25 protein-coding genes are annotated in these 22,149 nt (G+C 42.3%); 10 read left to right on the top strand and 15 right to left on the bottom strand.

The genetic code is table 11. The annotated features are described in order from the left end of the window. Nucleotides 1-6 precede the first annotated feature (6 nt). Nucleotides 7-264, bottom strand: a complete 258-nt coding sequence (locus MHH41_RS03610; protein WP_268452818.1) for a hypothetical protein — start codon at nt 262-264, stop codon at nt 7-9. A gap of 65 nt (nt 265-329) precedes the next feature. Here MHH41_RS03610 and MHH41_RS03605 point away from each other — a divergent pair, with 65 nt between their 5' ends. Further along, nucleotides 330-809, top strand: coding sequence for an Hsp20/alpha crystallin family protein (locus MHH41_RS03605; RefSeq protein WP_137055408.1), 480 nt, complete (start codon nt 330-332; stop codon nt 807-809). Here the strand turns inward: MHH41_RS03605 and MHH41_RS03600 are convergent. Continuing rightward, nucleotides 790-1,017, bottom strand: a complete 228-nt coding sequence (locus MHH41_RS03600; RefSeq protein ID WP_137055409.1) for a hypothetical protein — start codon at nt 1,015-1,017, stop codon at nt 790-792. The two genes, MHH41_RS03605 and MHH41_RS03600, sit on opposite strands and share 20 nt — an antisense overlap. Before the next feature lie 83 nt (nt 1,018-1,100). On the opposite strand from MHH41_RS03600, the gene MHH41_RS03595 reads away from it, so the two are divergent. Then, on the top strand, nt 1,101-1,454 hold the full coding sequence (locus MHH41_RS03595; RefSeq protein ID WP_137055410.1) for a hypothetical protein: 354 nt from the start codon (nt 1,101-1,103) through the stop codon (nt 1,452-1,454). A 5-nt stretch (nt 1,455-1,459) separates the two neighbouring features. On the opposite strand, the gene MHH41_RS03590 is transcribed toward MHH41_RS03595, so the two are convergent. Beyond that, nucleotides 1,460-2,875: an SLC13 family permease gene (locus tag MHH41_RS03590; protein WP_137055411.1), complete on the bottom strand. Its 1,416-nt coding sequence runs from the start codon at nt 2,873-2,875 to the stop codon at nt 1,460-1,462. Between the two features lie 260 nt (nt 2,876-3,135). Here MHH41_RS03590 and pbp4 point away from each other — a divergent pair, with 260 nt between their 5' ends. Both pbp4 and MHH41_RS03580 read left to right on the top strand, forming a co-directional pair. After that, entirely contained in the window at nt 3,136-5,175 is a 2,040-nt protein-coding gene (gene pbp4, locus MHH41_RS03585; protein ID WP_310026765.1) for a penicillin-binding protein PBP4(5), read from the top strand. A 134-nt stretch (nt 5,176-5,309) separates the two neighbouring features. Then, nucleotides 5,310-6,548: an MFS transporter gene (locus MHH41_RS03580; protein ID WP_284907807.1), complete on the top strand. Its 1,239-nt coding sequence runs from the start codon at nt 5,310-5,312 to the stop codon at nt 6,546-6,548. Between the two features lie 35 nt (nt 6,549-6,583). Here MHH41_RS03580 and MHH41_RS03575 read toward each other — a convergent pair whose 3' ends face one another. Genes MHH41_RS03575 through rfbF form a run of 5 tightly spaced genes read right to left on the bottom strand, consistent with a single transcriptional unit; the run spans nt 6,584 to nt 11,365 of the window. Then, entirely contained in the window at nt 6,584-7,513 is a 930-nt protein-coding gene (locus MHH41_RS03575) for a putative nucleotide-diphospho-sugar transferase (RefSeq protein ID WP_340865701.1), read from the bottom strand. Continuing rightward, entirely contained in the window at nt 7,514-8,704 is a 1,191-nt protein-coding gene (locus MHH41_RS03570; protein WP_050945761.1) for a glycosyltransferase family 2 protein, read from the bottom strand. After that, nucleotides 8,701-9,612: a putative nucleotide-diphospho-sugar transferase gene (locus MHH41_RS03565; RefSeq protein WP_340865700.1), complete on the bottom strand. Its 912-nt coding sequence runs from the start codon at nt 9,610-9,612 to the stop codon at nt 8,701-8,703. The genes MHH41_RS03570 and MHH41_RS03565 overlap by 4 nt, the downstream gene beginning before the upstream one ends. A 12-nt stretch (nt 9,613-9,624) precedes the next feature. Further along, nucleotides 9,625-10,596: a GDP-mannose 4,6-dehydratase gene (locus MHH41_RS03560; RefSeq protein WP_041816148.1), complete on the bottom strand. Its 972-nt coding sequence runs from the start codon at nt 10,594-10,596 to the stop codon at nt 9,625-9,627. Nucleotides 10,597-10,600: 4 nt separating this feature from the next. Further along, nucleotides 10,601-11,365 carry a glucose-1-phosphate cytidylyltransferase gene (gene rfbF / locus MHH41_RS03555; protein WP_050945759.1) on the bottom strand — a complete coding sequence of 255 codons (765 nt, stop codon included), beginning with the start codon at nt 11,363-11,365 and terminating at the stop codon, nt 10,601-10,603. A gap of 356 nt (nt 11,366-11,721) precedes the next feature. Between rfbF and MHH41_RS03550 the strand changes: the two genes are divergently transcribed. Next, complete coding sequence (locus MHH41_RS03550; RefSeq protein WP_003213883.1) at nt 11,722-11,871, top strand: DUF1540 domain-containing protein; 150 nt, start codon at nt 11,722-11,724, stop codon at nt 11,869-11,871. A 198-nt stretch (nt 11,872-12,069) separates the two neighbouring features. Beyond that, nucleotides 12,070-13,149 (top strand): DUF3900 domain-containing protein, encoded by a 1,080-nt coding sequence (locus MHH41_RS03545; protein ID WP_012009211.1) that lies wholly within the window; start codon nt 12,070-12,072, stop codon nt 13,147-13,149. Between the two features lie 64 nt (nt 13,150-13,213). Here MHH41_RS03545 and MHH41_RS03540 read toward each other — a convergent pair whose 3' ends face one another. Continuing rightward, nucleotides 13,214-14,413, bottom strand: a complete 1,200-nt coding sequence (locus MHH41_RS03540; RefSeq protein WP_340865699.1) for an MFS transporter — start codon at nt 14,411-14,413, stop codon at nt 13,214-13,216. A gap of 103 nt (nt 14,414-14,516) precedes the next feature. Between MHH41_RS03540 and MHH41_RS03535 the strand changes: the two genes are divergently transcribed. Further along, complete coding sequence (locus tag MHH41_RS03535; RefSeq protein WP_340865698.1) at nt 14,517-15,425, top strand: LysR family transcriptional regulator; 909 nt, start codon at nt 14,517-14,519, stop codon at nt 15,423-15,425. Between the two features lie 33 nt (nt 15,426-15,458). Here MHH41_RS03535 and MHH41_RS03530 read toward each other — a convergent pair whose 3' ends face one another. Next, the gene (locus MHH41_RS03530) at nt 15,459-15,938 is read right to left on the bottom strand and encodes an aminoacyl-tRNA deacylase (protein WP_050945755.1); all 480 of its coding nucleotides are present in this window, start codon (nt 15,936-15,938) and stop codon (nt 15,459-15,461) included. A gap of 148 nt (nt 15,939-16,086) precedes the next feature. Between MHH41_RS03530 and MHH41_RS03525 the strand changes: the two genes are divergently transcribed. After that, entirely contained in the window at nt 16,087-17,286 is a 1,200-nt protein-coding gene (locus tag MHH41_RS03525) for an MFS transporter (protein WP_050945754.1), read from the top strand. 17 nt (nt 17,287-17,303) lie between these two features. Here MHH41_RS03525 and MHH41_RS03520 read toward each other — a convergent pair whose 3' ends face one another. After that, nucleotides 17,304-18,035, bottom strand: coding sequence for a MurR/RpiR family transcriptional regulator (locus MHH41_RS03520; protein ID WP_137055419.1), 732 nt, complete (start codon nt 18,033-18,035; stop codon nt 17,304-17,306). Nucleotides 18,036-18,234: 199 nt separating this feature from the next. On the opposite strand from MHH41_RS03520, the gene MHH41_RS03515 reads away from it, so the two are divergent. Then, on the top strand, nt 18,235-19,563 hold the full coding sequence (locus MHH41_RS03515; RefSeq protein ID WP_340865697.1) for a 6-phospho-beta-glucosidase: 1,329 nt from the start codon (nt 18,235-18,237) through the stop codon (nt 19,561-19,563). Between the two features lie 32 nt (nt 19,564-19,595). On the opposite strand, the gene MHH41_RS03510 is transcribed toward MHH41_RS03515, so the two are convergent. Together MHH41_RS03510 and MHH41_RS03505 are read right to left on the bottom strand one after the other, a co-directional pair. Beyond that, the gene (locus tag MHH41_RS03510) at nt 19,596-19,790 is read right to left on the bottom strand and encodes a DUF3885 domain-containing protein (RefSeq protein ID WP_226804751.1); all 195 of its coding nucleotides are present in this window, start codon (nt 19,788-19,790) and stop codon (nt 19,596-19,598) included. Beyond that, the gene (locus tag MHH41_RS03505) at nt 19,787-20,248 is read right to left on the bottom strand and encodes a DUF3885 domain-containing protein (RefSeq protein WP_340865696.1); all 462 of its coding nucleotides are present in this window, start codon (nt 20,246-20,248) and stop codon (nt 19,787-19,789) included. Before MHH41_RS03505 ends, MHH41_RS03510 begins: the two co-directional genes overlap by 4 nt. Nucleotides 20,249-20,361: 113 nt before the next feature. Between MHH41_RS03505 and MHH41_RS03500 the strand changes: the two genes are divergently transcribed. Then, complete coding sequence (locus MHH41_RS03500; protein WP_137055420.1) at nt 20,362-20,562, top strand: hypothetical protein; 201 nt, start codon at nt 20,362-20,364, stop codon at nt 20,560-20,562. Nucleotides 20,563-20,572: 10 nt separating this feature from the next. Here MHH41_RS03500 and MHH41_RS03495 read toward each other — a convergent pair whose 3' ends face one another. Further along, nucleotides 20,573-21,487, bottom strand: coding sequence for an NAD(P)/FAD-dependent oxidoreductase (locus MHH41_RS03495; protein ID WP_340865695.1), 915 nt, complete (start codon nt 21,485-21,487; stop codon nt 20,573-20,575). Between the two features lie 64 nt (nt 21,488-21,551). Continuing rightward, the gene (locus MHH41_RS03490; protein WP_340865694.1) at nt 21,552-21,989 is read right to left on the bottom strand and encodes an Rrf2 family transcriptional regulator; all 438 of its coding nucleotides are present in this window, start codon (nt 21,987-21,989) and stop codon (nt 21,552-21,554) included. Between the last annotated feature and the right edge of the window lie 160 nt (nt 21,990-22,149).

The following is a 22,149-nucleotide window of genomic DNA, read 5'->3' as shown; positions in this document are numbered from 1 at the left end:
CACACGTCACTTCCTTTGAATGGGTTTAGCTACTGGTGAAAAAGAGGCAGGTGAGTCCACTTGATCTCGATCATCTACATGGCTTTTTGTCCCGACAAAACCGCTCGCATCTCCAAAATTTTGTCCGTACCCCTGATTTTTTTTATCTGAGTTTTGCCACTCTGCTAACAAATTTTGTCCGACATTCACCGCCGATGCATTTTCAAAGGAATTAATTTTTAACATGAAAATATTAATATTGATATACGGAGTTGGTTGAACCACAGATAAACCTCCTTTTTATAGGTATATGCAAGCACCCATCAAGTATGTTAACAGGAGGTCTTCACATGGACTTCGAAAAAATGAAGCAGTGGATGGATATTGCCCAGCAAATGCATGGGGATGATTTTTGGAAAATGATCTTCGATGATGAGCAAAGATCTCCCTTTATGGCAAATGGTCCGTCTCCCTTTACATTCACTCAGCAGGATCAGCGCGGCCCAGACGCGTCGTTTCCACCAATCGACATGGTGGAAACCGCGACAGAAATTCAGTACTTAATTTATTTACCTGGCTATCGAAAGGAAGATGTACAAGTGTTATCATATGGTGAATATTTGGTTGTGAAAGGACAGCGTCTTTCCTTTTTTAATGAGCAGGATTTTCGCCAAAAGCAGGGGAAGTATGGTCCGTTTGAAAAGAAAATCCGGCTTCCAGAAATGATTCTTGGACAAATGAATGCGGCCTTTAAAGACGGTGTACTTTATATCAGGCTGCAAAAGGATGAAGGAAAAGCGACTGCTATTATCATAGATGACGAATATTGATACTCACGGCGTCGATTTGATCACGATCATCAATCGATTCAATCGGCAGGATCGTGATCACGCCATCAGCATTCTGTTCCCCAAAGCCATTGTTCCTTTTGATCGTACTGCAATGATTGCGAACAAACGTCGAACCAAACGTCATGGATGATCCTGTGCCTATCGAGTTCGTTTTCATATGGGCTATGTGTATATGAGTAGGCAGCATGTACTTCTCCCCTTTCTTGTCATCTCTATAAGTATATATCTCACAGCTTTTCCATAGACTAGATCAAGGCAGAAGAAAAGGTTGTGGTCTACTTGAAACATTTCATTCTATCACTCTTTAAAAAAACTGAATCCAGTCCATCCCCCTCTGTCACCGAGCTGGAGAAAAGGCTCACCGCTCTCGAGCAAAAAATGTCCGCACCAGCTTCTCCTGTCTCAGAGGATACACACATTCATATCGAATCCCTGCATGTGGACAAAATTGATTACCATTTAGAGTTTGGGGAGCTTTCCATTGATCAGCTTCAAGGCAGGCTCAATATTGGGGCAACCTATTATACGCCAAAGGACACGCACATCAAAAAATCAGCACCTCCACCGAAGCCAAAAGAAACAAAAACACCGACAGTCTCGATTCGATCAAAGCCATCATCTTAACCCGCTCAACTTTTAAGCACAATCGGGAGCCAGAAATACACCGCAAGGACAATCACCACAATACTCATGATATTTAACCAAAAGCCTGCCCTGACCATATCAGATATTTTCAGCACGTCCGCACTAAAGACAGCAGCATTTGGCGGTGTGGAAATCGGCAGCATAAACGCACATGAGGAAGCCAAAGCAGCCGCAGCCATTAACCCATAGGGCTCGATGCCAATCGCAAGCCCAAGCCCTACCGTAATCGGAATAATCATATTGGCAACAGCTGTATTTGACATAATTTCAGTCATAAACAAAATCGCTCCCGTTAAAATGATCAATAGCATGATATACGAAAGCCCATTTAAATGCTGTAGATTTTCCCCGATCCATCCTGTTAGATTGGTTTCTGCAAAGCCCGTAGCGAGTGAAAGCCCACCTCCAAATAAAAGCAACAGCCCCCATGGTAGCTGTTTCATATCCTGCCATTCTAATATTCTCTCTCCGTTTGTTGCTGGAATGAGAAATAACAGCATAGCACCGAAAATGGCGATAGATGTATCAGATACGGTGATCCCTCCAAACAAAAAGAGCTTAAAAATCCACAAAAACGCCGTCATAAGAAAAACACCAAACACCCATTTCTCCTCTTGTTTCATTTTCCCTAAATTCTCTAATCCCTTTCGAATGAACGTTACACTCATTTCACCTGTGTGCTCTACTTTGAACTGTACCTTGGTCAAATACAGAAATAAGAGAATGAGCAGAATCATCGCAACAGGAAAACCAAACAAAAACCACTCAAAAAACATAATTTCCCGATCTAATAGCTTTTTTGACATTGCAGCAAACACAGCATTTGGCACAGACCCAACAAGTGTTGCCAAACCACCAATTGACGCTGAATACGCAACCGACAATAAAATACTTTTACTGAATCGCTCAAGAGATGGACCAGCTAAGATGTCATTAGCCTTGACCTCTTTAATCACAGCCAGTGCCACCGGAAGCATCATCAGGGCTGTCGCTGCATTTGAAATCCACATAGATAAAAAAGCAGTCGCAATCATGATACCTAATACAATGCGGTCACTTCGTGTGCCAATCACCCTTAAAATGTGTAAGGCCATTCTTCTATGCAGATTCCATTTTTCAATGGCAATTGCAATCATAAATCCTCCCATGTACATAAAAACGATCGGATCTCCATAAGCTCTTGATGTCTGTTCCATAGAAAGCCCGCCAAGTGTCGGCAGTAGGATGATGGGCAATAAAGATGTTGCAGGTATGGGCAGTGCTTCTGTCACCCACCATGTAGCCGTCCAAGCGGTAATGCCCAAGACTACCCTCGCAGCATAGGTCAATTCATTTTCAGGTATGAGAAAAAGAATGAGCAAGAAGAGTGCCGGTCCAAGAACAAGTCCAATCACATTCACCTTTTTATAAACGATAACAATTCCCCCTATTGAAAGCGTTTGTATATTTTTCTATTTTTTCACATTCGATGATCTCTTAAGAAATCCTTTAAATCATAAGAAAAAATGAAGATATCTTTCATAGAAACAAGCTATCATTTTCGTCCCTTTCCCAAAACCATGACATCGTGCCTTGGTCTATTTTCATAGGAGAAACTATACAAATCACGACCAATCACTGTAAAATATAGAGGATCTAATCAAAAATTGAGGTGTTTTCATTGTATACGGATCAACGAAAATCATTTTGGAAACAGAAAAAAGTCATGATCCCCATTCTTAGTATCATCGTAGTTGCTGCTGCTTTCTTTTTCTTAAAAGATTCTCTTTTTTCAAAAGAAAAAGAAGCTTTAAAAGCGGCTCAATCCTTTACGAAACAAATGGAGAAGAAAGACTTTACAAGGCTGGCTGATGAGGTAACAAGTGCGTCTTTGAAAGCCAATGACTTCTCAAAAAAACAACTAGCCGAAAAATACGACAATATCTTTAACGGAATTGGTGCTTATGATCTGAACATATCAAAGCTCAATGTTGAAAAACAGGACAAAGGAAATGGGTATCAATTTTCCTATGATGTGACAATGAAAACGTCATTGGGCAAGCTGCACAAGCTTTCTTACAAGGGCGTTCTCTCAGAAGAAGATGACAAATGGAAAGTCGACTGGAAGCCAAATCTCATCTTCCCGCAAATGGAGAAGGGAGATACCATCAAGGTCAAATCAGACCCTGCTGTCCGTGGAAACATCGTCGATCGAAAAGGGCGTACCCTAGCAGAAACAACTGGTGGAAGCGCACTTGGCATCATCCCAGGAAAGCTTGGCACAGGGGAAGAAAAAGAACGCAATATCAAAAAAATCAGCAAGGCGTTTGATTTAGATGAAGAACTAATCGACAATCAGCTGAAACAAGCATGGGTCACAGACGACACGTTTGTCCCGCTCAAATCAATGTTAGAACAGAAGCCGATTCCAAAGGATATAAAAGGCGTCACCTATCAATCGAAGGAAATGCGTTACTATCCTTATAACGAAGCCGCCGCCCATCTCACCGGCTATGTCGGGAAAGCAAATGCAGATGATATCAAAAGAAATCCGGCATTAAAAGCAGATCAAATCATTGGCAAAACCGGTCTTGAATTCACATTTGACAAAAACTTGCGCGGACAAGATGGCGGAAGCATTTTGATCGTCCATGATGAAACAGGCATTGAAGAAACATTGCAAAAGTCAGATCGACAAGATGGAAAAACAGTGAAGCTGACCATTGATGCCTCTTTACAGAAAAAAGCCTATGAACAGCTGAAAGGTGAAAAAGGAGCCGTCACGATCATGAATCCATCATCGGGGGATCTATTAGCGCTTGTCAGCGCCCCTTCCTATGATGTCAATCTCATGACAAACGGGATCACACCTAAGCAATATCAGGCATACAGTGAAAACCCAGATCTCCCATTCCAAGCCCGGTATGCGAGCCGGTATGCACCAGGGTCTACATTCAAAACCATTACAGCAGCCATCGGGCTGGAAACAGGTGTCACAAAGCCTAATAAAGTACGCACCATCCATGGACTGAAATGGCAAAAGGATCAATCTTGGGGCAATTATCGAATTACACGAGTTCACGATAAAGAAAACGTAAATATGGTTGATGCCCTCGTGTACTCAGATAATATTTACTTCGGACAGGAAGCACTGGAAATTGGCAAAGACACCTATGAGAAAAAAGTGAAAGCATTTGGATTTGGCGAAGATTTGCACATGCCATTTACAATGAAACCAGCACAAGTATCAAACGACGGCATTCAATCGGACATCTTACTTGCTGACTCAGCATATGGTCAAGGCGAATTACTCATGTCACCGATTGAACAAGTACATGCCTATTCTCCATTTGCAACAGGAGGCAAGCTTGTCTATCCTCGAGTCGTTCAAGATGAGAAAACAGCATCACCAAAACAAATCATCAAAGAAGACTCGGCAAATACAGTGAAAAACGCGCTCACTCAGGTCGTGACGAGTCCAAACGGTACAGCTCACTCCTTACAAATTGAAGGGGCTGACATTGCCGCTAAAACAGGAACGGCAGAGCTGAAAAGCAAACAAGGAGCGACAGACGGTTCTGAAAATGGATTTTTACTTGCTTTTAATCCTAAAAAAGAAGATTACGTCCTCGTCGGCATGATTGAAGGTGTAAAAAATCGCGGTGGTAGTGGACTCGTTATTCAAAAAATGAAGCCTGTCATCGCAACTTTTTATAAGTAACCATTTAGAGACACAAGCGCTTGTGTCTCTTTTTTCTAAATCATGACAATTTGCTATTGTTTTATAGTTCACCTTATGAATAAAATGAGAAGAATGCAAAATAGAAAACAGTTGAATGAAAGGAGGAAGTCTCATTGGCTATTGCTGCTCGTACAAAGGATAAACCTCAAAATTCTGTCACTGGATCAACGGTTTATCCCATTTTATTGATTATTGGCATTTGCCATATGCTCAATGACACTTTGCAAGCCGTTATTCCTGCCATGTTCCCTATTTTAGAACGCTCAATGGGGCTGACCTTTACACAATTAGGGCTGATTGCCTTTACATTAAATATGGTCTCCTCCGTGATGCAGCCCGCTATTGGGTGGTACACAGATAAAAGGCCGATGCCTTATGCACTCCCGGTTGCTTTATTTTCTAGTGCTGTCGGTATATTCGGGCTTGCGTTTGCGCCTTCCTTTGCCACCATCTTGCTTTGCGTTGTCTTTATCGGACTCGGCTCTGCCATTTTTCATCCAGAGGGCTCCCGCGTTGCCAACATGGCAGCTGGTCCAAGACGAGGACTTGCACAATCCATCTATCAAGTAGGCGGAAATACAGGTCAAGCCTTTGCTCCGCTAATCGCTGCTTTAATGCTCGTCCCTCTCGGTCAGCCAGGCGTGGCTTGGTTTACGATTGTTGGAATGATGGCTGTCGGTTTCCTTCTTTATATTTCAAGATGGTACGCAGGAAGACTTCAAACCATTCGAGCTCAAGCGAAAAAAGCTCCACCAAAAGCTGCAAGATCTGAACTTCACCGTAAGTCAGCACTCACAGCACTTGGCATTATCGTCTTTCTCATCTTTGCCCGCTCTTGGTATGGGAATGCGATATCAAATTTCTATGCGTTTTATGCGATTGAACAATATGGATTGACGATTAAAGAATCACAGACTTATATTTTCTTATTTCTCATTCTAGGTGCAATTGGGACATTTTTAGGCGGACCGCTTGCAGACCGCTTCGGCAAGAAAACGGTGATTTTAATTTCCTTATTGGCATCCTTTCCACTTGCCTTGCTGCTGCCATTTGCCGGACCTGTTTTTGCCTATGTTTTACTTGGACTGATTGGAGTCATTCTGACGTCAAGCTTCTCTGTCACAGTCGTTTATGCTCAAGAACTATTTCCCGGGAAAATTGGCACAATGTCTGGTTTAACGGTTGGACTTGCGTTTGGTATGGGTGCAATCGGATCGGTCGCTCTAGGCTCATTCATTGATGCCTTCGGTTTAACGCCTACCATGATCGGAGTCGCCTTTTTACCGATATTAGGCATCCTGGCCTTCTTACTACCTAGCGATCAAACCATCTCCAAATGGAATGAATCATAAAAAGGAGAAAACCGCTCAGTGATTGAGCGGTTTTTTCATATCTCATAAAAATGCGTATCAGGTACATGCTTCTTTGCAATAAACCCTTGCTGGAATTCCGGAAAGACCTTTTGCACCTGTTTGATTTTTTGATGAACCAAATCGGCATATGGAATATATAAATGATCCACAAGCCTTTGTTCTGTCATATAGTAATACCAATTCAGATTAAAGGTATTCTCATCAATGATCGTAAAGGCAGAAAAATGATAGAACAAGAGTGGACATTCGTCGAGATACATTTCCCCTTTCACAACTGAAAGCTTGTAGTTTTCAATATTCCAAATCGCGGCATTGGCTCCTTTAGATGTCACCACATGGACCCCTTCAAAATCATCGATCCATCTTTCAACATACCGCTGATCTCCATACGTCTTATTTTTTGTATCCATTTCGACTGTACAGTGTGCAAGACAGTTTTCCTTCCATTGTGTGACCGCCCGTTTGGCAACGTCTGTGTTGCGGCAGCCGACAAATCCAGTATTGAAGCGGCCAGATAACTCATAAAAGTGATAGAACCGCTTGGAATTCATATGATCCGTCAAAAATAAATGAGCGAGTGGATTCTCTGCAAATATCGCCTCTGGATCATGATAAAAATACAAATCCGTATCCAAATGGGCGAGATAATCCGCTTCTGAGGACTCAAGGATTTTGAGCAAAAAAACGGGCTTTAACGTCCAGCAATACTCATGGAACGTCCGATCATCCTTTGCCTTTCGTAGCGTCTCATCTTCAATATCTTCAAGCTGTTCATATTGAACGTGCGGATGAGGAAATTCACTTAACACCTTGTAAGCCAAAGGGTCTGCACATAGAACAGACAACTTGAATGAATGAGCGGTTTGTTCAAGCGAATGAATCAGCGCCAAAAGCTTAAAAACATGGGTATTCGACACAATGGTTGTAAAATGATAAGACGCCATCTACAACACATCCACTTGAAACAAATCAACGCGTAATAACTCTTTTGTCAGCCCTTGAATGGCTTCTACAAGCACTGTGCAGCCATATTCCTGCCGCGCAAGCTGCGCTGCCTCGGACAGTTTTTTCAAAGGGACATGTCTAGCGGTCAGCTGATCTTTTTTATCCCGTTTGACGCCTACGTTCCGCTCCGTGATCAAATGAAGCAGCTCTAAAAAATAAGAGAGCAGACCATCGAATACCGGATTTTCACGCAGCTGCCGAACCTCTTTCACAATGTCATTTGTGACGGTGTGAGAAAATGGACCAGAGAAAGCCAAATGGACATCAATGGCATCAATATTGTTGTACTTCTCGCACATATACAAAATGTTATATTTGATGTCATCAAATGACGTTAAATTACTTGGATGCTCCTGATGCACGCTCATGATATCCTCTCGCAATTCAAAGGAGAGACCAAGCTGATGCAGACGAATTCCTAAATCATAATCCTCAAACCCATACCGAACGATCTGTTCATCAAACATCCCGAGCGCGATGACATGCTTGCGTTTGACAGAGGAGTTATTCGTAATAAAAAATCGCCACGGCAGCTCATAAGAGCCTAAATCATAGTTGTACGTGCGCAAAATGTCTTTGAGGATATCAATAAACTCAGACTGCAAATCGAAGCTTTTCTCTAGAAATGCACCATTTTCAACTTCCTTCATTGATAAAAGAGGCGTTTTATCATTCATTTTCCGCTTATACAGGCCTTGCTTTTTCAACCGATTGATATGATCCTGATCAAATGCTTCGTAAAAATAACGATAAATCCGCTTCCAGCATACACCACAAATGACAAGGTCCTCATGATCAGCATGTGCCTCCGCATGCTTTTGAATAAATTGCGGCTCTGCCAGCATATCGCTGTCATGGAATATCAGCAGGTCTCCCTCCGCCTCGCGAATGGCATGATTGCGCCCCTTGGCTATCCCTTGATTGACAGGAATACGCACCTTTTTAAACGGGAAATTCACCTCAATGTTCTCAAGCATTTCCATCGTGCCGTCCGTTGACCCATTATCAGTGACAATGACCTCAAACGGAATATCCGTATTCTGAAGCGTTAAAGAAAAAAGACTCCCTTCTAAACGCTCCTTGGCATTATAGCTCGGAATAATGACGCTTACCTTTGGCTTCTCATTCATGCGTCATCCTCCTCCAATTTGGCATAGCCGTTAAACAGCGGATCGACCTGCTCAACAGATTCAATTACATGGCGCAGCACGTTTCGATAGGCTTCTTGGAAAAACGGCAGATCATCTCTCCCCTTTTCATGAATTTGCTGCATCTCATCCTTGCTCACGATACGAAAGCCGCTGAAATGATAGCAAATGAGCGGTTGCCCAGCCTCCAGCAAAATACGTCCATTCTCTTCCCGATAAGAATGCTGTCCATAATTCCAATGACCAATATTCACGCCTTTTGTTTGAATATCCTCCACTTTTTCAAACAGATTCGGCATATGATCCAGATATCCTTGATCGCCAAACTTGCCTTCTCCCGGTGCATTTTTGCATTCCTTCAAGCATTCTTCCTTCCACCAGCTGAGGCATTTTCGTCCGGCTTTATCTCCTTTAAAATGCAGGAAGCCAGAGTTATAGCGACCTAAAAGCTTCTGAAGCATTTTCACTTCCTCAGGATCGAAGCTCGGAATCACAATATCCCCTCTCGAAAGTAAAACAGAGGCATCCGGCTGATGTTGAAAAATCACTTGCGGGCTCTCATAAAAAAATAAATCCGCATCAAGATAGGTTACTCCTTCTGCCTGCTCCTGTTCAAATAACCACTCAATCCACATCGGTTTTAATGTCCAGCAATATTCCGAGGCATCCCGTTCCTCTTTTTTCTCCAGCAGCTCCGGCGTTTCGAGCTCCCGTACATGAACAAGATCAACATGAGGAAAATTCATTTTTTGAAGCAGATCAAATGCAGCATCATCCATACATAACGTCTTGATGACAGCATCATCTTCTACTTGCTTCAATGACAAGAAAAACGCAATGGCTTGATAAAGTCTTCCACTTGATAGAACCGTACAATATATGCTGTTCATCTACTTACACCTCTATTTTTGAAAGAATTCGCGGTACCATTCAATCGTCTTCTCTAAACCTTCATCAATCGAGTAGTCTGGCTTCCAATCAAGCAGCTTTCTCGCCTTTTCTGCCGACAAATATTGATGCTTTATCTCATGCGTTCCTTGGTTTAAAATACGAGGCTTCAGTTCACTGCCCATTGCCTTTAAAATCTTATCCACGAGCTCAAGAACCGTCAGCTGAATTTCATTACTAAAGTTAAAGGCTTCTCCAGCGAGCCCTTTTTCCTCCATCTTCTCAGCTAGCAGCAAATAAGCCTTAACCGCATCTTCAATGTAGAAATAATCACGAATAAATGTCCCATCACTTCTAATTTCCGGCGCTTCTCCTTCTAGCACAAGCTGGATGGTTTGCGGAATGATTCTGTTGAAATTTAAATCCCCGCCCCCGTATAAATTGCCGCAGCGCGTAATACAAACTGGAAGACCATATGTGTTGTAATACGTATGAGAAATTAAATCTGCACAGCTCTTTGATACATCATACGGATGTTTCCCATTTAGCGGCATGTCTTCATCGTATGGAAGCTGTTCCTGATCGCCGTATGCTTTGTCACTTGATGCCACGATGACTCGTTTGATCAGCGGCTGTCTTCTGCACGCCTCGAGTACATTCCATGTCCCTAAAATATTGGCTTCAAATGTAGAAACAGGGTGTCTATTTGCGACCCCAACAATGGCCTGCGCCGCCAGATGGAAGACAGTATCAATTTCGTATTCTCCTAACGCACGTTCAATCGTTTGCATATCCTCCAATGCACCTTGCACCACATTCATCTTTTCAAATTGACTGCCTTGATATAAATTCGACCTTGGCACCTGATCACGCACAAGTCCCGTCACGTTTGCCCCTTGATCAATCAATTCCTTGACGAGATAGCTTCCCAATAGTCCTGTACATCCAGTCACAAATACGTTTTTCCCATTCCAAAATCCGCTCATGCCGTCACCAAACCTTCCATGGTTGTTTTCCATTTGTCCACATGCCATTGATTTCCTTCAGGTTCTTATACGTATCGATCGCTGTCCAAAATCCGTGGTGCTCATAAACCGCAAGCTCTCCATCATTCGCCAGATTTTGAAGAGGCTCCGCTTCAAACACGCATTGATCATCGTCTGTCAAATAGTCAAATACCTTTGGAGACAACACAAAAAATCCTCCATTGATCATCCCGATACTGTCTGTCTTCTCAGAGAAGGATTGTGCCATCCCGTTATATACCTTCAACGTCCCGTACTGTGACTTCTTTTCAATTCCTGTGACAGTCGCAGCTGCCCCAAGATCCTGATGACGCTTCAGCAGATGAAACATATTGACATTGGCAAGTCCATCACCATACGTCATCATGAATGTCTCATCCCCAATGTAGTCCTGTGCCTGCTTTAACCGTCCGCCTGTCATCGTATTCTCGCCTGTATCTAAAAAGGTGATTTTCCAGTTCTCTGACTTTCCTAAAAGCTTCATTTCCCCTGTCGCCATATCTAGCTTCATGCTGTGATGCCGCCAGTCGTAGTTCAGGAAATACTCTTTGATCTTCTCTCCTTTATATCCAAGCAATAAGATAAACTCATCTACTCCGTAATACTGATAGATTTTCATAATATGCCATAGAATAGGCCGATCTCCGATCATAGCAAGTGGTTTAGGAAGCGCTTGTGTGACCTCACTCATTCTCGTTCCCTTTCCTCCGCAGAGAATGACTGCTTTCATCTTCTCCCCTCATCTCTCTATGAAAAATTTTTGATTGAAAACCTTATCTTTATGCGGAAAATCAGTACATGTACCCTCATACTTTGTCCGACTTCAGGTTTTGAATCTACTCTATTCATATGTCGAAATGAGAGAGGATGCCACCTAGCATTTAACTATTTTTACAAATAAAAAAAGAGCGAGATTTGTATTCTCGCTCTTTCAAAGTTTAAATTGTATATTATCAGGGTAGATGGTATGATAAACATGTGCATCAACAGCACAAACAGCCTCTTTTTATCAAGAGACTACTAGATGGAATGAATTCAAGTGGCAGCTTGCTTCATTCTCAATATGAATCACGGAGGTGAATTCCCATGGCACAAAACGTACTTTGTGAAGTGAACTCTTGCCGTTTTTGGGCTGATAACAGCTGTACGGCTTCTACCATTAAAATTGGTAAAAACACAATGACTGATGTGACTCGCAATGCTGAAACTGATTGCGAAACATTTGAAACAAAATAAGAGGTTTTTCTGAGATGAAGGAACTGGCAGGTTCCTTCTTTTCTTTTATCATTCTATCAAGAATGATAATTATTATCAAGTGTTTTTCATTAAACATTTCTCGGGAAATAATGACACGATATTTCTCCATTCGTTGACGATTTTCACTCCTTTTTCTATACTCAACATATCCGAAGAAGAAAAAGTGGTGACCAATCAATGGATTTTACGATACGTTTTCTATCATTCTTTGTCGTAGAAATCGAAGGCAAAGATGAACAAGCAAATAAACGGTTCAAGCATTATCAAACATTAGATCAAGAGGAATTTGAACAAAGTGAGCTGAAGGACTTTTTAGATGGTGAGCTAAAAAAAATCGTCAAACGAAAAGTGGACAGACACCCTAAATCTGAACAAGTACCAACCAAAATTGGCCGGTTCATTGTCGAACCCGGTCATGAACTCGATTCAAATCCAAACTACAATTTATTTCATCAGACGAGATTTGCCGATACAAAAGAAGTATTTAATGAATGCAGTGAACAGTTTGTTCGCACGTATTTAGATACAAGTGCTGTCAGAGGCGGCGTTTTTTTAGTTGCGTCTGCCGTTCCTAAAAAGTACTTCGATGACTCCTTTGTCTTTATTATGAAATGCGATTTTGAACAGAAAGTTGCTTCTATCGCTGATACATCTACCTTGATCAAAAAAGTAGAAATGGCGATTACAACAAAAAACATGAAATCAATTCAATACCCTTTTATGCCAGAAGAGGGCATGACAGAGGAAGCTGAAGTGAAAATTCACCAATCCTCACATGCTCGTTATTTTGAGGACTTTCTGAAATTCGTCGAATACGGAGAATCTATGCCTGAAATCATGAAATCACAGGTCATGAACATGGTGCAGGAACAAGTATTTGAAACATTACAGGATGAAAGTGAAGAATTAAAGCAGTTCGAAGAGGATCTTGAAATATGGGAAGCGAGTGAAAAACGAGAAATTAGAGAAACACTCGATACAGAACAGGTCACACTAGCAGCTTCTCACATTGTGGAACAAACCCCTGATATCACAATGAAAATGCGTCTAGGTGAAACAGAAATCAAAGGGCTTCTAGCGGACTTTGGCCACTCGATCCATATTGCGAAGGTCAACAATCGATATGTCGTGCTCGTCGAAGCAGACCAAATTGTCTTCGAAAAAGGAAGCACACCTGTTGAATTCCATAAACCAAATGGATTAAAAGAGGTTGTCAGCCAGCTCACGCAAAAAGCCTACGATTCAGACTTAGAATAAGAGAATATGACTGCCTCCTGCGATCAGCTGCATGAGGCAGTTTTTTTATATAACGCTTTATTTTTTACACTGCACTAGAAGAAACATGCTGCCCGCCTCTTACCCACATGCTGACAAGCATTAAGCTTATGATGAGCATCAACCAAAAGACGCTGTTTGTTCCGAAAAACTGAATCAACGTATACCCGCACAAAGGCCCTAAAGCAGCCCCCATATCTTGAACAAAAGAATAGCTGGCGAGAAAGCGGTTCTTATCTGTTTGAGCAGAGGCTTTTTGAAAGGCAAGTGTATCGGTGAACGTTGTTACAATCGTTGCCAGCAGCTGAATCAAAAGCAGCATCAATAGGAACCAGCCGCTTACCTTCAGCATGACCCCAAGAAAACTGAGCCCTCCAAATGAAAGAAACATCCAGCATAGTATTCGTTCCTTCATCACAAGCCGATCAAACCATTTGCCCGTTCTCGGTGCCACAAATGGTTCCCATCCCCACCTAATTGCTTGAATCACACCGCTTAAAGCCGAAGCTCCGATGACAAAGCCAAACAGAGTCAATTGATCCTGGTCAATCTTTGCTTCAATGACATGACTCAGCGTGGATGCGAATAAACCTTGAATGATCAGTGCGATCAGCATGCCTGTTATCAGTACTTTTACAACATCTCGTGTAAACCACTTTTGTTTGATGCCATGATACACCTGCGTGCCTTCTCTCTTTTCAATTTCATCCAACGATACATAAAAAATGCATCCCATCAATGTAAGTAAACCAAAGACTAGCGTCATGGACTGGAAGCCGATCAAGCTAGCAAAGATTCCGCCAAATAACATGCCAAATAAACTGCCAAGCCGGTAAAGCCCATTATAAAGCCCCGTCAAATGTCCTTGTGAGCCTTCGTCCATTTCAGCCAAAACCCTCATCCCGCTCATTCGGAGTAATGTCCAAGCGAGACCCCATGCGCAGCGGCAGATAAGCAGCAGCCAAAAGCCGCTCATCCCATATAATATCGTGGTCACTGACGCGATCAAAATCGCGATCAATACACCCGTCTTCATTGGGATATAGCGATAGAGCCACCATACGACAGGTGCTAGCGGGATACGAATGAATCGGTTGATGGACAGCAGTAACCCGACCTCCCAAATGGATGATAAACCAATCTCTTTCCAATAGACCGGGAGAACAATATAGAGCATTGAATCCCCAATAAGTGCAAATGCTGTGATGAACGATATTGACACAACTTGCTTTTGACGACGATCCATTTTTTCTTCCCCCTTCGCTACCTTTACGATAAGGGATGCCTTATAATAAATCTAATGAATGTTTTTAATTGTTTTATCAAAATAATTGATAGGTGGTGCGAAGTTGAATTTACATGCCCTTCGGATTTTTGCAAAGGTCGCAGAGACAAAAAGCGTCACACAAACTGCCGACGCACTATCTTTGACACAGCCAGCTGTGACGGCTCAGCTTAGAAGCATTGAACGAGAGATCGGGTTTCGCCTTTTTAAACGAAACGGTCGGGGCATTGCGCTCACAGAAATGGGAAAGATGCTGCAACCTTATGCCCGGCAAGTGTTTGAGGCTGAAAAGGAAGTAGAATATCAGATCACGCTATTACAAAACGGGAAGAAGGGGCGCCTCCGCATCGGTTCTACCTATGTACCACTCAACTTTTTACTGCCTGATTGGCTGGCTGCTTTTAAAACGTCATCACCACAGACAGAAATCGAATTAAAAAGCGGAAATTCCGCTCAAGTGATAGAGAGCCTGCTTCAATATGAATCAGATATCGCCATCGCTGTAATTGAAGATTTGCATCATGAGGAGATCGTTACCTCTCATTTGACGAATTTAAGCTATGATTTTATTGTGCCAGCAGACCATCTGTTGAACGGAAAAACCGTTCCGCTAGAGCGCCTGAGTCAGGAGCCCTTTTTAATGCGTGAAGAAGGCAGCTCCACTAGAGATAAGCTCTTTTCCCTGTTCACCTCGAAAGGAATTAAAAAACCGACTGTTGATTTACAATTCAGCGGTGTTCATGAAGCGATTCAAATGATTAAAGCTGGCTATGGGATCACACTTGTTCCCCGTGATGCGGTTCAAGGCAGTCTCACGCGGAAAGAGATTGGACGTGTATATATCGAAGGCATAGAAATCGTCAGACCTGTTGTGATCTGCAAACGGGCGAATGACCTTGAAGAAAATAGAACCGTGGATGCCTTCCTGCAAATGAAAGATATCGGTCCATTTAAGGAGCCGGCTGCAAATTAAAAAGGTGCCTGCATGAGAAACAGGCACTTTTTTCTATTCTGCTGGCTGCACGATGTCATACGGTACAGCCTTTGAGGCTTTCACTAATTGTTCTGGTGTGATCAGTATTTCATTTCCCCATTCACCTGCTCCAACGCCTAATATTTCCTCCTCTAATAGCGAAGCTTCGATGATGGTGCGGAAGCCTTCTGGCTGCCAGCAAAACGGCGGTATTGAGCCAATTCGGTAGCCTGTCACTTCTAGAACCTTCTCTGGTGATGCCATTTTAATATTACGAGAGCCAGCCGCTTTCTTTAGTTTCCCTGACTTAATATGCTGGTCAGCGCCAACCATCACAAGCAGCTGCTCTCCTTCCCCTGTTTCAAAAATCAATGTCTTAATCATTTGTCTCTCACGAAAACCAAGGGCTGCTGCTACATTTGCGGCTCCCTTCTCTGTTTCGGAAGAAAATGTTTTGATTTCATATGGGATACCGTGTTTGTCCAAAAAGTCATGTGCTGGTAATGTTTTCATTGATTGAACCCCTTTCCTTACGATGTGTTTCATTTAGCTTATCACAATCCTCTCATACTTAAGATGTATTTTTGAATGAAAATCCTCTGGGTACTTTATCACCATGGTATACTGAACTTGTTTTTGGAAAAGAAGGAGTCGATTGGATATGGGAAACAAGTTTTGGTGTTATACAGGCAGTAAAAGCCTTCTCATGCTAAGTGATATTCTATTTTTGATGACGATTACGTTAGTTATTTATCAAGATACACAATCTGTTGCCTATGCTGCTGTATTTCCGCTCATAAGAACGCTATGTCAGCTATTGGCTGGGCTCATCTCTCCTGTTTTGACCGCTCACTTTCACGCCGATCGTCTATTGAAATGGGTCCCTCTTTTACGGATTGGGATGCTCGTCGTGTTCACGACACAATTTCATTTCTTTCAGCAGCATCTGATCTGGCTATTTAGTGCGTTCATTTTAATTTCCATCACTGGCGGGTTCATTAGTCCTTTATTACAGTCCATCATGCCGATGCTGGTGCCAGCAAATCAGCTTGTGAAAGCGAACAGTACAGCCTCCATTTTTCATCAATCTGTTCAAATTGCCGGCTATTCGTTCACTGGAATGCTTGTCCTATTGATTGGGCCATTTTATTTAATGTGGGCCTCTTGTTTCATGATTGCGTTGTCTTATCTATTTATCATCCCTGTTTTTTCTCTACTCAAGCAAGAAGACACGGTTCAAAAAGCAAATACGAAGAACAGGTTCAAGGATGGCTGGATGATCATTTGGACAAACAAAACGGTTCGCACCCTGACCTTCATGGATGTTTCTGAAAATATTGCAGGTGCTTTGTGGGTCGGACCGGTTACGCTTGCCTTTGTCACACTTGTTTTAAAGGAAGGTGGAGAATGGTGGGGATTTATCAATGCTGCTTATTATATAGGTGCCATTATAGGCGGGATCTTGGCTACATGGTTGAGCCGATTTATTCAAAAAAAGCTTCTCCTCTTTATGGCAGCAGGCTCTTTTATTTATGCAGTGCTGACCATTCTATTTGCGCTGAACAGCCTCCCGTGGCTTGCGTTGCTGCTTTGTATTTTGATGGGGCCTGCCTATCAAATTCGGGATGTTTCACAGCAAACCATTCTTCAAACGGAAACACCAGTCCATGATTTATCAAAAGTGTATTCGGCTCAATACGTCCTCTCTTCTATATCTGTCAGTTTATCTATTTTCTTTGTTGGATTGATTGCGGATACATTCGGAACGAGATTTGTGTATTTGCTAGGCGGTCTATTTGTGCTTGTCTGTTCCGGTATTGCCATCCTCGCTTTTATAAAGCAGAAAAAAGAGAGCGGCTGATTCATGCAGCGGCTCTTTTACTTTTCCTTTAACATCGCGAACATATCACGTGCCATCGCTTCTAAAATATACACAACGGGCGTCTGTGTCGTAATATTAGCTCTGTGAACCCGTTCGTCTGTCACGTAATAAGCAATATTTAAATCAGAAATGCGCGAAACCGTACAGTGCTGATTGTTTGTAATGCTAATGATTTTGCTTCCTTCTCTTTTTAACTTCGAAATATGATCAATCGTAATACTGTTCTCCCCTGATACAGACAGCACAATGGTGACACTATTGTCTAAATACTGCATATTCATCGGGAAAAACGGATCATTGATGTAAAATGAAAATTTCTCAAGACTTGAAAAGTACCTTGCCCCATACTGCGCCAAAATACCAGAGCTGCCAGTGCCAATAAACAGCACATTTTTTGCATCGGCAATGAGTCTTGCTGCCTCTTTAATTTTCCCCTCAAAGTCCCCTTTTAGTGTTCGTTCAATAAATTCATACAGAAAGTGCTGGGTGCTTTTTAAAGTAGGTGTCTGCTCTGCTTCTAAATACATTTTAAGCTTCACTTTAAACTCTGAAAAGCCTTCACAATTTACTTTTCGGCAAAAGCGAAGGACAGACGAGGTGGATATATGGGCAGCATCTGCTAAGTCCCGAATTCTCATATACACGACCTTTTCACTGTTTTCCATGATGTATCGGTATAAAGCGCTTTCTAGTTCATTAAAGCTGGAAATAACCTCACTTGAAAACATCTGACTTCCCCTTTCTCCAACAGCATGTCACAATGTGTTTCTTTTATGTAACAAATCTCTAAATAGGGCACCCTTGCCTAAAGACGCTGAAGTCATTTACGCACGAGCTGCTCTCACGATAAGCTATAGATGTACAAACAAAAGAATTGGCTTTTCTCTATTATAACATTGCGCGTTACATTATTCGGAGGTGCAGAACATGGCAAAAGGATTAAAGGTTGTCACAATTGGCGGAGGATCAAGCTATACACCAGAGCTTGTAGAAGGATTTATTAAACGATACGATGAATTCCCGATTAGCGAGCTTTGGCTTGTCGATATTGAAGCAGGAAAAGAAAAGCTTGAAATCGTCGGAGATCTTGCAAAACGAATGGTGAAAAAGGCAGGACTTCCAATCGAGGTTCATTTAACATTAGATCGCCGGAAAGCGCTTGCGGACGCTGATTTCGTCACAACACAATTCCGTGTCGGACTTCTTGAAGCACGTATGAAGGATGAACGCATTCCTTTAAAATATGATGTCATTGGTCAAGAAACGAATGGTCCAGGAGGTCTATTCAAAGGGCTTCGCACCATTCCAGTCATTCTTGATATTGTGAAAGATATTGAAGAACTGTGCCCAAACGCATGGCTTGTGAACTTCACAAATCCAGCGGGTATGGTTACAGAAGCCGTACTTCGCTATTCAAACCATCGCAAAGTCGTGGGCTTATGCAACGTGCCAATCGGCATTCGCATGGGAATTGCCAAAGGGCTTGATGTCGACGCAAGCAGAGTCGAGGTCAGCTTTGCTGGATTGAACCATATGGTCTTTGGACTCAATGTATTCTTAGATGGCAAAAGTATCATGGATCAAGTCATCGAAGACATGGCAGATCCAAACTCCACGATGTCAATGAACAACATTCATGCCATTCCGTGGGATGCTGATTTCTTAAAAGGGCTTGGCGTGATTCCATGTCCATATCACCGCTACTACTACAAAACAAGTGATATGCTGACTGAAGAAAAGAAAGCAGCAGAGAATGAGGGCACTCGTGCAGAAGTCGTTCGTGCACTAGAAAATGACTTGTTCGAGCTGTACAAAGACCCTGATCTTGATATCAAGCCACCACAGCTTGAAAAACGAGGCGGTGCCTACTACAGTGATGCGGCTTGTAACTTGATTGCATCCATTTATAACGACAAGCATGACATTCAGCCTGTGAACACGATCAACAATGGTGCCATCAGTGACATTCCAAATGATTCTGCTGTTGAACTGAACTGTGTCATCACAAAAGACGGCCCTAAACCAATCGCTGTTGGCGAAATGCCAGTCGCAGTCAAAGGACTTATTTCTCAAATTAAATCCTTTGAACGTGTTGCCGCTGAAGCAGCCGTGACAGGCGATTACAACACAGCACTTGTCGCAATGACGATCAACCCGCTCGTCCCATCAGATGCCATTGCAAAAAGCATCCTAGATGAAATGCTAGAAGCACACAAAGAATATTTACCACAGTTCTTCAATAAAGTAGAAGCATAAAACAGAACCGCACTTGTCAAAAGTGCGGTTTTTTATTTGGCTGCAAACAGGCGGTCCATCTTAGGGCGATCATAGTCTAATAGCCAGTGCTGTAAGCCTTCATAGACTGGTCTTAAACGCTCTGGCTCTGCCGCAATGAGATCACAGCCTCGATCATCATATAAGTGAAAAATCATCTGTTTTGAGAGATTGATGAGATAAATTTCATAACCAAGCTTCCCGTTCATGATTTGATTTGATTCGGTCCGTAGAAATCCTCTTGGCATATGGCATGTAGAAGTGGGCGTAATCGTATATCTTGCAGCTGGCAAGTCAAGGTAAATCTCTCCAATGTCAGGGGCTCATCTAGTTCTGATCTGACAAAGGTCAAAAGCTCGTGACGCAATCGATTGCGTACTTGCCGGCGAACATATTTCTGATAAACTAGGAGCTTTTGCTTCATTAATTCATGTTCATGCTGCGTATAGACATCCGTGACAAACAGAATATCGTCTTCTGGACCAAAAGCATATCTGACAATTTTCAAAGCACGATCCCCTGCTTTTTCTAATACAACTGATTCTTCTCCTAATGACCAATCTGCCACTTCAAAGCGAAGCCCAAAAGGCCACCCATAAAAAAGAGGCGGCGTGAGGACAAGATCAGGAAAATGACTTTTTAAAAAACTATCGGTTTGGTCGCTCATGTCATATCCTTCCATTGGTTTTATTTCTTATTTTACCGTTGAAACTGATGGAAACATAATTGGAAATAAACTGTCATTTCTTATATGATAGAAAGAGATGGAGGTGTGACCAATTGAAAAAATGGTTTTTACAGGTGTTCCTCACAGCATTGATCACCATGTGGATACAGGCTGGACTTGATCAGGCGAACATCATTCATATCACCAATGTATGGGTCGATGTCAGCAGCTGGATTCTGATCTTCTTTGTCATCTACGCACTTTTTGAATGGACAGCTCACGTCTTAGCAAAAAGGAAAACCGTTCATCGCTAAACATCTCTTTTCATAGAGATGTTTTTTGTTGAAATTCTTCCTGCACAAGTTCATGGATAACGCCCATTCCTGCCTGGCTTCCAGCTGCTGCTGCAAGGACAAGCTGAGCAGGGCCGCCTAAATTGTCACCGCATGCAAAGACACCGCTGACTGTTGTACGACCAAGAATATCTGTTTCGATACCGCCATTTTTCGTCATTTGACAGCCTAGTGTTTCAGCAAATGGAGCTGACTGCTTGAATTCACTTGCGACAAATCCGCCTTCTCTATTCACCGTTTCCCCATTCGCAAGGTGAAGAGAGTGCATTTGCCCATTCTCATGATGAATGGACATAATCGGTACATCAATGACTTGGATAGAATGTGCTGATAGCAATGCCTTCTCCTCTTCAGCAAACACTTGCTGCCCATTCGTAAACACAATCAAATCCTTTGTCCAATTGGAAAGAAGTTTAGCCATATGCAAGGCGCGTGGATTCTCAGCAATGAGAGCAAGTGGCTTATCCTTTAGCTCCCAGCCATCGCAGAAAGGACAGCTAAACAACGTCTTTCCATACACTTCATGCATCCCCTTGATCTCTGGCAGTATATCCTCTAGTCCTGTTGCCAATATGATTTTCTTCGCTTCGAATCTTTCTCCCTGTTGTGTCAGTAACGCAAAGTTGACCTCATTGTTTTGTATCTCAACAATTCTAGTTCGTTTGATTTGGATATTGGAGTAGTTTTGAAGATCTGCTTCACCCGCTTGTCTGATCTCAAACGGTGTCATCCCATCGTTTGTAATAAACCCATGTGATTCCTGGGTCACTCGATTTCTTGGCATCTTGTCATCGAATACAATGACCTGTTTTCTGCCTCGCCCCACAACAAGTGCTGCACTTAATCCGGCTGGCCCGCCTCCAATAATGGCACAATCTAATAACATGTCAATCTCTCCTTTTTATTCAAGACTTTAAAGACTCTTAATATCTATAATTGGTTCAAAAAAATCACATGTTGAAAAATGGATTTTTTTCTGTCTGCTCTATTTGACTTGCGATATCAACTAACTGCTTTTGACTTAGCGTTTCCTGCATTTTCGTTTCAACATCCTGCATGACCTGTTCAATCAAACAGCCATCATGAGGCATGAAAGAATCATGTTCTAAGGAACAACGAAATAAATTGGTTTGTCCTTCTACCGACTGAATCACATCTAAAAACGAAATGTCCTCCTTCTTTTTCAGAATGGTGTAACCACCTTTTGCGCCAGGTGTTGATTCAATCAATCCTGCCTTCACAAGCTTTGTTAAGATTTTGGATAAATAAGTGGGTGAAAGGTCTTGCATCTTGGCGAGAGGCTCAACGCCTATTGCTTTCCCCTTAGGTGCAAGAGTTAAAAACACCATCGTATGCAGTGCATAGTTGGTCGCTTTAGAATATTTCATAGGAACATCCCTTTCTATCTATTACAGACCTTTTATATCTGTAATTGATCATAAAATATTCAAGAAGAAAAAGCAAGTGTCGTGCATCTCCTTCCTGAATTCATTCCACATTTCGCATTTTCTTCCGATAATAGAAGTGTAGCAATGATGAATAGTAGAA

The organism is Bacillus sp. FSL K6-1145 (assembly GCF_038003425.1).
In the GTDB taxonomy this organism is placed as follows: Bacteria; Bacillota; Bacilli; order Bacillales; family Bacillaceae; genus Bacillus; species Bacillus pumilus.
The sequence above is the reverse complement of the archived record's forward strand: the minus strand, read 5'-3'. Positions and strand labels throughout refer to the sequence as shown.

Excerpts from the sequence above, each read along its gene's own strand:
- MHH41_RS03605 (WP_137055408.1), top strand. The coding sequence starts at position 330 with ATGGACTTCGAAAAAATGAAGCAGTGGATGGATATTGCCCAGCAAATG.
- MHH41_RS03600 (WP_137055409.1), bottom strand. The coding sequence starts at position 1,017 with ATGCTGCCTACTCATATACACATAGCCCATATGAAAACGAACTCGATA.
- MHH41_RS03575 (WP_340865701.1), bottom strand. The coding sequence starts at position 7,513 with ATGGCGTCTTATCATTTTACAACCATTGTGTCGAATACCCATGTTTTT.
- MHH41_RS03570 (WP_050945761.1), bottom strand. The coding sequence starts at position 8,704 with ATGAATGAGAAGCCAAAGGTAAGCGTCATTATTCCGAGCTATAATGCC.
- MHH41_RS03565 (WP_340865700.1), bottom strand. The coding sequence starts at position 9,612 with ATGAACAGCATATATTGTACGGTTCTATCAAGTGGAAGACTTTATCAA.
- MHH41_RS03560 (WP_041816148.1), bottom strand. The coding sequence starts at position 10,596 with ATGAGCGGATTTTGGAATGGGAAAAACGTATTTGTGACTGGATGTACA.
- rfbF (WP_050945759.1), bottom strand. The coding sequence starts at position 11,365 with ATGAAAGCAGTCATTCTCTGCGGAGGAAAGGGAACGAGAATGAGTGAG.
- MHH41_RS03550 (WP_003213883.1), top strand. The coding sequence starts at position 11,722 with ATGGCACAAAACGTACTTTGTGAAGTGAACTCTTGCCGTTTTTGGGCT.
- MHH41_RS03545 (WP_012009211.1), top strand. The coding sequence starts at position 12,070 with ATGGATTTTACGATACGTTTTCTATCATTCTTTGTCGTAGAAATCGAA.
- MHH41_RS03540 (WP_340865699.1), bottom strand. The coding sequence starts at position 14,413 with ATGGATCGTCGTCAAAAGCAAGTTGTGTCAATATCGTTCATCACAGCA.
- MHH41_RS03530 (WP_050945755.1), bottom strand. The coding sequence starts at position 15,938 with ATGAAAACATTACCAGCACATGACTTTTTGGACAAACACGGTATCCCA.
- MHH41_RS03525 (WP_050945754.1), top strand. The coding sequence starts at position 16,087 with ATGGGAAACAAGTTTTGGTGTTATACAGGCAGTAAAAGCCTTCTCATG.
- MHH41_RS03520 (WP_137055419.1), bottom strand. The coding sequence starts at position 18,035 with ATGTTTTCAAGTGAGGTTATTTCCAGCTTTAATGAACTAGAAAGCGCT.
- MHH41_RS03515 (WP_340865697.1), top strand. The coding sequence starts at position 18,235 with ATGGCAAAAGGATTAAAGGTTGTCACAATTGGCGGAGGATCAAGCTAT.
- MHH41_RS03510 (WP_226804751.1), bottom strand. The coding sequence starts at position 19,790 with ATGAACGGGAAGCTTGGTTATGAAATTTATCTCATCAATCTCTCAAAA.
- MHH41_RS03505 (WP_340865696.1), bottom strand. The coding sequence starts at position 20,248 with ATGAGCGACCAAACCGATAGTTTTTTAAAAAGTCATTTTCCTGATCTT.
- MHH41_RS03495 (WP_340865695.1), bottom strand. The coding sequence starts at position 21,487 with ATGTTATTAGATTGTGCCATTATTGGAGGCGGGCCAGCCGGATTAAGT.
- MHH41_RS03490 (WP_340865694.1), bottom strand. The coding sequence starts at position 21,989 with ATGAAATATTCTAAAGCGACCAACTATGCACTGCATACGATGGTGTTT.